Source organism: Dyella sp. (assembly GCF_036568765.1).
Lineage (GTDB): Bacteria > Pseudomonadota > Gammaproteobacteria > Xanthomonadales > Rhodanobacteraceae > GSA-30.
In genome coordinates this window covers 1-8,685 of record NZ_DATCRY010000218.1, presented here as the reverse complement: position 1 = coordinate 8,685, position 8,685 = coordinate 1, and the positions used below count along the sequence as shown (strand labels likewise).

At 61.2% G+C, this 8,685-nt stretch carries 8 protein-coding genes; 4 read left to right on the top strand and 4 right to left on the bottom strand.

The window, feature by feature from the left end; genetic code table 11:
• The 4 genes from VIM98_RS15185 to VIM98_RS15170 all read right to left on the bottom strand — a co-directional run.
• Positions 1-279, bottom strand: a 279-nt coding sequence (locus VIM98_RS15185; protein ID WP_331993950.1) for an alcohol dehydrogenase catalytic domain-containing protein, incomplete at its 3' end; no start/stop codon positions are given.
• 176 nt (positions 280-455) lie between these two features.
• Complete coding sequence (locus VIM98_RS15180) at positions 456-1,661, bottom strand: acetyl-CoA C-acyltransferase (RefSeq protein WP_331993948.1); 1,206 nt, start codon at positions 1,659-1,661, stop codon at positions 456-458.
• A gap of 140 nt (positions 1,662-1,801) precedes the next feature.
• Positions 1,802-4,174 carry a 3-hydroxyacyl-CoA dehydrogenase/enoyl-CoA hydratase family protein gene (locus VIM98_RS15175; RefSeq protein WP_331993947.1) on the bottom strand — a complete coding sequence of 791 codons (2,373 nt, stop codon included), beginning with the start codon at positions 4,172-4,174 and terminating at the stop codon, positions 1,802-1,804.
• A 66-nt stretch (positions 4,175-4,240) separates the two neighbouring features.
• Complete coding sequence (locus VIM98_RS15170) at positions 4,241-4,858, bottom strand: TetR/AcrR family transcriptional regulator (protein WP_331993946.1); 618 nt, start codon at positions 4,856-4,858, stop codon at positions 4,241-4,243.
• 258 nt (positions 4,859-5,116) lie between these two features.
• Here VIM98_RS15170 and ndk point away from each other — a divergent pair, with 258 nt between their 5' ends.
• The 4 genes from ndk to VIM98_RS15150 are packed head-to-tail and all read left to right on the top strand — an operon-like array spanning position 5,117 to position 8,486.
• Positions 5,117-5,542 (top strand): nucleoside-diphosphate kinase, encoded by a 426-nt coding sequence (gene ndk / locus VIM98_RS15165; RefSeq protein WP_331993949.1) that lies wholly within the window; start codon positions 5,117-5,119, stop codon positions 5,540-5,542.
• Between the two features lie 13 nt (positions 5,543-5,555).
• Positions 5,556-6,689: a 23S rRNA (adenine(2503)-C(2))-methyltransferase RlmN gene (gene rlmN / locus VIM98_RS15160; RefSeq protein WP_331993945.1), complete on the top strand. Its 1,134-nt coding sequence runs from the start codon at positions 5,556-5,558 to the stop codon at positions 6,687-6,689.
• Positions 6,679-7,461, top strand: a complete 783-nt coding sequence (gene pilW, locus VIM98_RS15155) for a type IV pilus biogenesis/stability protein PilW (protein WP_331993944.1) — start codon at positions 6,679-6,681, stop codon at positions 7,459-7,461. Before rlmN ends, pilW begins: the two co-directional genes overlap by 11 nt.
• A complete protein-coding gene (locus VIM98_RS15150) occupies positions 7,458-8,486 on the top strand; it encodes a RodZ domain-containing protein (RefSeq protein WP_331993943.1) in 1,029 nt (342 codons plus the stop codon). Before pilW ends, VIM98_RS15150 begins: the two co-directional genes overlap by 4 nt.
• Positions 8,487-8,685: the final 199 nt, after the last annotated feature.

The window sequence follows — 8,685 nt, the reverse complement described above, 5'->3', positions numbered from 1 at the left end:
GACAAGCAATGCGCAAACCTCGTCGCCGATCTGCAGCCCGAACGGATTGTCGCCGCCCAGGTCGCCTTCGACGATAACGCCGGCCACTTCCAGGCCCGGTAAATCCGATGCACCGGGCGGAGGCGGATAGGCGCCTTGTCGTTGAAACACATCCGGCCGGTTCACCCCGGAGGCGGCTACCTTGATCAATACCTCGCCCTTGCCAGATTGCGGGCGAGGGCGAGTCGTCAGACGAAGATTCTCCGGCGGACCCGGCTGGCTTATTTCGATGGCTTGCATGGATGACACGGCGTCTCCTCAGGGCAGCATGGAAGTACAAACAGGAAGGTCGCTATCTTGAACGATGACATCTTCTGGAAGCGTCAAGGCGATCGAGCGCAAGCTTATGCGCAACGCAATAAAAAACGGCGATGCTCGCGCATCGCCGTTCGGGCATCGAATCTTTTGGTGCTGGATCAAACCGCTTCGAAGATCCCGGCCGCGCCCATGCCGGTGCCGATGCACATCGTCACCATGCCGTACTTCTTCTTATGGCGACGCATGCCATGCACCAGGGTGGCCGCACGGATCGCACCGGTTGCACCAAGCGGGTGACCGAGCGCAATGGCGCCACCCAACGGATTGACCTTCGACGGATCCAGGCCCAGGTCCTTTATCACTGCCAGCGACTGGGCGGCAAAGGCCTCGTTGAGTTCGATCCAGTCCAACTGATCCTGCGTCAGACCGCACTGCTTGAGCGCCTTCGGAATCGCTTCCTTCGGACCGATGCCCATGATTTCCGGCTTCACGCCGGCGACCGAGAAGCCGACAAAGCGCGCCAGCGGCTGCAGGCTGTACTTCTTGATCGCCGTTTCGCTGGCGAGCAGCAGTGCGCCGGCACCATCGGAAGTCTGCGATGAATTGCCAGCCGTGACCGAGCCGCCGAACTGACCGTTGCGGAACACCGGCTTGAGCTTGCCCAGCACTTCTACCGTGCTGCCGGGCCGTGGGCCTTCGTCGGTGTCGATGACGCGACTGTCGCTCTTGATACCGCGGGTTTTCAGGTCGGGGTAGCGGTCGTCGAGGGTGAACGGTGTGATCTCATCCTTGAATTCGCCGGCCTTGATCGCCGCCAGCGCTTTCTCGTGGCTCTGCGACGAGAACGTATCCTGCTCTTCTCGGCTGACCTTCCACTGCTTGGCGACGTTCTCGGCCGTGATGCCCATGCCGTAGGCGATACCGATGTGCTCGTTATCGAAGATCGACGGATTCATCGCGACCTTGTGACCCATCATCGGCACCATGCTCATGCTCTCGGTGCCGCCGGCGATCATCAGGTCGGCTTCGCCCAAGCGGATGCGATCGGCAGCCATCGCGATAGCCTGCACGCCAGACGAGCAGAAGCGGTTGATGGTCACGCCCGGCACCGTATCGGGCAGGCCGGCCAGCAGCACGCCGATGCGCGCCACGTTCATGCCTTGCTCGGCTTCCGGCATGGCACAGCCGATGATGGCGTCACCGATTTCATGCGGATCGATGCCCGGTGCCTGCGCCATCACGGCGCGGATCACGTGTGCGAGCATGTCGTCGGGACGGGTGTTGCGGAACACGCCGCGCGGCGCCTTGCCGACCGGAGTGCGGGTGGCTGCGACGATGTAGGCGTCTTGGATTTGCTTGCTCATGCTTTTGCTCCGTTGCGTCGCGCGATACGCGGCGACGCGCTAGGTTTTTGGCTCGTCATCCCGGCGCATGCCGGGTTCCAGTGTCTTTACGGTTTCGCCTAAAGTCGCTGGGCCCTGGTTTTTGCCAGGGCGACGTTCCGTCAGTTACGCAGCGGTTTGCCGGTCGTCATCGTGTGCGCGATGCGTGCCTGCGTTTTTTCCGTTTTCGCCAGCTCGACAAAGTGCTTGCGCTCCAGTGCCAGCAACCACTCTTCGTCCACCAGCGAGCCCCGCTCGATGCGGCCGCCGCACAGTGTGTCGGCGATGCGCGAAGCAATCTCGACATCGTGCTCGGAAGCAAAGTAGCCCGCTTGCATGTTGGCGAGCGAAGCCTTGAACGTGGCGGTACCGACATCGCCAGCGACCGGGATCGCGCGTGCGGGCAGCGGCGGCCGATAGCCGGCTTCGGCGAGCGACAGCGCTACCTTCTTGGCGACATAGAGCAGCTCGTAAGGATTGAATACGACGATATCGCTGTGGCGCAACAGCCCCATTTGCTTGGCCTCAAGCGCGCTGCCGGCAACCTTGGCCATGGCGACCGTCTCGAACACACTCTTCAAGGCTTCGAACGGATCGCTCGGGTTGGTCTGCGCTGCGCGCACGGCCAGCTCATGCAGGCCGCCACCGGCTGGCAGCAGGCCCACACCCGCCTCGACCAGGCCGATGTAACTTTCCAACGCGGCAACCGTGCGTGCCGAATGCATCTGGAATTCACAACCGCCACCGAGGGCCAGGCCACGCACGGCCGAGACCACCGGCACGAGCGCATGCTTGATCCGCATGCTGGTGCGCTGGAAATTGGCGACCATCTTGTCGAAATCATCGAACTTGCCTGCCTGCAATAAGCCCAGCGCCCCCTTCAGATCCGCACCGGCCGAGAATGGCTCGCCGGTCTGCCAGATCACCACAGCCTTGAGCTTCTCCTCGGCAACGCCGATGGCATGCTGGATACCGTCGAGCACATGATCGTTGACCGTGTTCATCTTGGTCTTGAACGAAATGATGCCGACGCCGTCGTCGCCGAGCGTCCACAAGCGAATGCCGTCGTTTTCCCATACGGTCGAGCCCTGGTCGAATTTCTCGCCGAGGATCGGATCGGGGAACAGCTGACGTTGATAAACCGGGTGCTGCGAACGCGGCTTGTCGCTGTTGGATGCGGCCGAATAAGAACCGCTCTTGCCATGCACGCCTGCGCGCCCGTCGGTGACCCACTTGGGCAGCGGCGCCTTGCTCATGGTCTTGCCGGCGGCAATGTCTTCTTCGATCCATTTTGCGACTTGCTGCCAGCCAGCAGCCTGCCAGGTCTCGAACGGGCCCAGCTTCCAGCCGTAACCCCAACGGATGGCGAAATCGACATCGCGCGCGGTATCGGCGATATCGGCCAGGTGATAGGCGGTGTAGTGGAACAGATCGCGGAAAATCGCCCAGAGGAACTGCGCCTGCACATCGCTGGATGCGCGCAGCTTGGCGAACTTCTCGGCCGGATCCTTGATGGCCAGGATGGCTGCGACTTCATCCGAAGGCTTCTGTTCGGAGGGGCGATAGTTCTTTGCGGCGACATCGAGTACGACGATGTCCTTGCCTTCCTTGCGATAGAAGCCCGCGCCGGTCTTCTGGCCCAGCGCGCCCTGTTCGATCAGCGCCTGAAGCCATGCCGGGGTCTTGAAGAACGCATGCCACGGATCGTCGGCCAGGGTATCGGCCATGGTCTTGATCACGTGCGCCATGGTGTCCAGGCCAACCACATCGGCAGTGCGATAGGTCGCGCTCTTGGGACGACCGACAGCCGGGCCGGTCAAGGCATCGACCGTGTCGAAGCCGAGCTTGAACTGTTCGGTGTGGTACATCGTCGAGAGTATCGAGAACACACCGATGCGGTTGCCGATGAAGTTCGGGGTGTCCTTGGCGATCACCACGCCCTTGCCGACGGTGGTGGTCAGGAAGGCTTCCAGCCCGTCGATGACGTTCTTGTCGGTGAGCCGGGTCGGAATCAGTTCGACCAGATGCATATAGCGCGGCGGATTGAAGAAATGCACGCCGCTGAAGCGATGACGCATTTCTTCCGGTAGCGCTTCGGCCAGCCCATTGATCGACAGGCCCGAGGTATTCGATGCGATGATCGCGGTCTTGGAGAGATGCGTGGCGATCTTCTTGTACAGATCCAGCTTCCAATCCATCCGTTCGGCGATCGCCTCGATCACCAGGTCGACGTCTTTGAGCTGATCCATATCCTCATCGTAGTTCGCCGGAATGATGGCGGCGGCGATGTTCTTCTCGGCCAGCGGAGCAGGGGAAAGTTTCTTGAGGTTCTCGATCGCCTTCAGCGCGATACCGCTCTTGGGACCTTCCTTGGCGGGCAAGTCGAACAAGACAGTTTCAACGCCGGCGTTAGTGAGGTGCGCGGCAATCTGCGCGCCCATCACACCGGCGCCGAGCACCGCGGCCTTGCGGATACGTAGAGGTGTTGCGGTCATGAGGATCTCCGACGAAGTACGGACACTAGAGGTGCTGACTTAAAAGTCGTGAAAGCGCGACAGGCCTCAGGGATGGCTGAGGCCTGCGGCGGAAAAGCGGATGAGGTGGGCAGCGGTCTGCTCGCGATGCATGGTTTCCGTGACATCGCTTTTGCGCTGGATCATGCCGAAGCCCGACATGGCATGGGTAAGGGCGCCCGTTACCAGATCGATGCGCCAATAGAGCTCCTCCTTGCTCAGATGTGGCAGCAGGCGCGCGAACTCGGCAGTGAACTGGCGCATTACATGGCCATAGTTTTCCGAGAGGAACCTGCGCAGGGTGTCGTCGTGTTCGGCGAAGGCTCTGGCCAGCACCCGCATGAACAATGTTCCGCTGCCATCGTGCGACAGCTCCAGGGCCGGCTTGATAAAGGCGGCCAGGACATCCTCGAGGGTGGTCTCGGGGTGGCCGGCAATGCGTGCCAGGGCCTTCAGGCGGCGGCTGTTGAGTTCGTCCAGCCGGCGGCGGAAGACTTCTTCCACCAGCCGGTCTTTCGAACCGAAATGGTAGTTGACCGCGGCGAGGTTGACTCCGGCGGCGGCAGTGAGCTGGCGCAGCGAGGCGCCGTCGAATCCGTGCCTGGCAAACAACACTTCGGCGGCACTGAGGATGCGTTCTTTGGTCGATTGCTGTGAGGTTTGCACGTTCGGGCCTGGGCGGTCTGAGTCAAACGATCGTTTAAGGCTATCTCAGTCGAACGCTTCCGTCAAACGTTTGTTTCAGACGTTACCAAAGAGGCGTGAAAGGGGTATGTGTATAACTTGCCAATCAGCTAGAATCTGTCAGACTTTCCGGCGCTAAATCCGCATTTCATGACGGATTTGGCGCGAAACTCGCCGGCCGGGGGGCTGGCGGCCGCCCTAAAACAAGAACCTAGAACCGTTTGCCGGAGCAGATTGACTATGGCGCTGGAGCGCACCCTTTCTATTATCAAGCCCGACGCTGTTGCCAAGAACGTGATCGGCGAAATCTATGCGCGCTTCGAAAAGGCCGGCCTGAAGGTCGTGGCCGCGAAGATGAAGCATCTGTCGCGCAAGGAGGCCGAAGGCTTCTATGCCGTGCATCGCGAGCGCCCGTTCTTCAATGCGCTGGTGGAATTCATGATCTCTGGCCCGGTGATGATCCAGGCGCTGGAAGGTGAGAACGCCATCCTGAAGAACCGCGAACTGATGGGCGCCACCAATCCGAAGGATGCCGCGCCGGGTACCATCCGTGCCGATTTTGCCGATTCGATCGATGCCAACGCCGTGCATGGTTCGGATGCGGCCGAAACGGCCAAGGTCGAAATCGCCTATTTCTTCGCCGAGACGGAAGTCTTTTCGCGCTGAGGTCTAAGTCGTTGTGAACCAGGTTGAAGTAGCTCCCATCGAAAAGGTGAACCTGCTCGATTTCGATCGACAGGGCCTGCGCGATTTCTTCGCCGGTATCGGCGAGAAGCCGTATCGCGCCGACCAAGTGATGAAGTGGATCTACCACCGCCTGGAAGACAACTTCGAGAACATGACCGACGTAGGCAAGACGCTTCGAGCCAAGCTCGAAGCGTCTTGCTATATCGGTCCGCCCAAGACGCTGTTCGACAAGGGCGCGGTAGACGGCACCCACAAGTGGCTACTGGGTATGGACGGTGGCAATGCCGTCGAGGCGGTCTATATCCCTGATCCCACGCGCGGCACGCTATGCGTATCCTCGCAGGTGGGATGCGGCCTCAATTGCCAGTTCTGTTCCACGGCGACGCAAGGCTTCAACCGCAACCTAGCCACCAGCGAAATCATCGGCCAGATGTGGGTGGCGGCCAAGCACCTTGGCAACGTCACGCATCAGAATCGTCGTATCACCAATGTGGTGATGATGGGTATGGGCGAGCCCCTGCTCAATTTCGACAACGTGGTCAAGGCGATGAGCCTGATGCGCGACGATTTCGGCTTCGGCCTGGCGTCCAAGCGCGTGACGCTGTCGACCGCAGGTATGGTACCCATGATCGACAAGCTCTCCGAGGCGATCGATGTCTCGCTGGCCGTGTCGCTGCATGCCGCCAATGATGAGTTGCGTACCGAACTGGTGCCGCTCAACAAGCGCTTTCCGATCGCCGAACTGGTCGCTTCCTGCCAGCGCTGGCTGGCGCGCAAGCCGCGCACATCGATCACATTCGAATACACGTTGATGAAGGGCGTCAACGACCAGCCCGAGCATGCGCGCCAGCTGATCAAGCTGATGCGTCGCTTGCCCAATTGCAAGGTCAACCTGATTCCCTTCAATCCATTCCCTGGCACGCGCTTCGAGCGTTCTGACGCCGATACTATCCGCGCTTTCCAGACGCTGTTGCTCAATGCAGGCATCCTCACGATGCTGCGCCGTACCCGCGGCGACGACATCGATGCCGCTTGCGGTCAGTTGAAAGGGCAGGTGTTGGATCGCACGCGCCGTCAGGCTGAATTCCGCAAGCGACTGGATGAGGGGAGTGCCCATGCGGCTTGATCGTGCAGCTGTGTTCGTTGGCCTCCTGCTCGCGCTGACAGGGTGCGTTACGACGGGTCCGAACACGCCTGAAAGTCGCCTGCGCGAATCGAAGTCCGACAAAAACAAAGAAGCCGCGCAAGTGCTCACCCAGTTGGGTCAGCATTACATGCAAGAGAACGACTTGCAGGGCGCGCTGGAACAGCTCAACAAGGCGATCGGTTACAACGCCAGTTACGAGCCCGCGCAGACCGTGATTGCCGTGGTCTATGAGCGCATCAACGACATGCCGCATGCCGAAGAGCACTACCGCAGGGCGGTGGAGATCGATCCGGCGCGCGGCGGCCCGAACAATAATCTCGGCGCGTTCCTGTGCAAGACCGGGCGCACCGCAGAGGCTATGCCGTACTTCCAGAAAGCGGTCGCCGATCCGTTCTATCAGACGCCCGCGCTGGCCTGGACCAATGCCGGTTCATGCCAGATGCGCGGTGGCGATACTGCCAGCGCCGAGGAAGATTTCCGCAAGGCGTTGGCGATCGATTCCAACAATGGCGAAGCCTTGTTTCAACTCGCCAATCTTCTTTACCAGCGTAACGATGCGTTCCGGGCGCGTGCTTTCATGCAGCGCTACGATGCCCTCGGACAGGCGAGTCCGCAGGCGCTCAAGCTCGGCCACGACATCGAATCCCGTCTGGGCAACAGGGATGCAGCCCTCAGTTACAGTCGGCGTTTGCAAACCCAGTTCCCGGATTCGGAACAAGCGCACGCCCTCGACAATACCGCTAGCCCATGACTTCCAAACCGTCACAACCGGCCGAACACGCAGACCAGAACGTCGACTTGTTCAATACGCCCGCGGCGGGCATGGATTTGACTGCCGCTTACGATACGGGCCCGAGCTTCGGCGCGCGGCTGCGCGCTGCGCGTGAGGCGCGCGGTCTTACCGTTGAGAGTTGCGCCAATACCTTGCGCTTGCCGATTCGCCTGGTGCGGCAGCTCGAAAGCGGCGACTACAGTGGCATCGATTATCAGGTTTATCTCTCGGGTTACCTGAGCAAATACGGTCGGTACGTCGGCGTTGAGGAATCGGCCATCGAGGCCGAGATCAAGCGTCTGAAGCCCAGTCAGGCACAGCCAGCGTTGGTGGCTACCGGCGGTATCTCACATTCGCGCTATCTGCTGGAAAACTACCTGCGTGCGGCGACCTATGTGGTGCTGACCGGTGTGATCGCCGTGCCGGCAATTTGGTTGGGTATGCGTGGTGCGTTCGATCGCGATGTCAGTCACCTTTCTCCGCTCGACGCCGCACCGGTCGTTCAGCAGGAACAGGCCTTGCCTGCGGGAAGCGCGAGTGCGGCCACCGCGCTGGCTTCGGCCTCCACGGCAGCCAGGCCTGCCGAAAGCCAGGCTCCGGCGAGCCAATCGCAAAATCGCCAGGACGACCAGCAGCCGCTGCTGGCCTCGATGACGCCGTTCCCCAATCTGGGCGAGCACGACGATGCGAGCGCCAAGCCCGCTATCGCTGCCCCCCAGGTTGCCGGTACCGGCGCGCACAAGCTGGTGCTCAGCCTTTCCAACGACAGCTGGGTAGAGATCACCCGCAAAGACGGTTCGCGGCTGGAGTACGGCCTGCTGCGTGCCGGCACCAGCAAGACCTACCAGAGCGACCAGCCGATCGATGTGCGCATCGGCAACGCCAACGGCGCGCAAATCACGCTCGACGGCCAGCCCATGGCGCTGGAAAACTACCGTCGCGCCAACGTTGCGCGTTTCCGCGTGGATGTGCAGGACGGCAAGGCCAACCCGGTCAATATCTGACTGCAGGCCAGCACCCCGGTCTACGCGGCCGGGGCCAAGTACGTTATGCTTGGACATTGCCCGCCCGGCGGCCCAACGGCCGGCCCGGGCCCGGTTTTTTCGCGTCGGGCGCTGGTCTTGCGCGCCCTTTCAACGGTGAACATGAAGCATGGCATTTGAAGCGTACGACGATTACGAGCAGAGCGAACGCGTACAGAAG

Excerpts from the sequence above, each read along its gene's own strand:
- VIM98_RS15180 (WP_331993948.1), bottom strand. The coding sequence starts at position 1,661 with ATGAGCAAGCAAATCCAAGACGCCTACATCGTCGCAGCCACCCGCACT.
- VIM98_RS15175 (WP_331993947.1), bottom strand. The coding sequence starts at position 4,174 with ATGACCGCAACACCTCTACGTATCCGCAAGGCCGCGGTGCTCGGCGCC.
- ndk (WP_331993949.1), top strand. The coding sequence starts at position 5,117 with ATGGCGCTGGAGCGCACCCTTTCTATTATCAAGCCCGACGCTGTTGCC.
- pilW (WP_331993944.1), top strand. The coding sequence starts at position 6,679 with ATGCGGCTTGATCGTGCAGCTGTGTTCGTTGGCCTCCTGCTCGCGCTG.
- VIM98_RS15150 (WP_331993943.1), top strand. The coding sequence starts at position 7,458 with ATGACTTCCAAACCGTCACAACCGGCCGAACACGCAGACCAGAACGTC.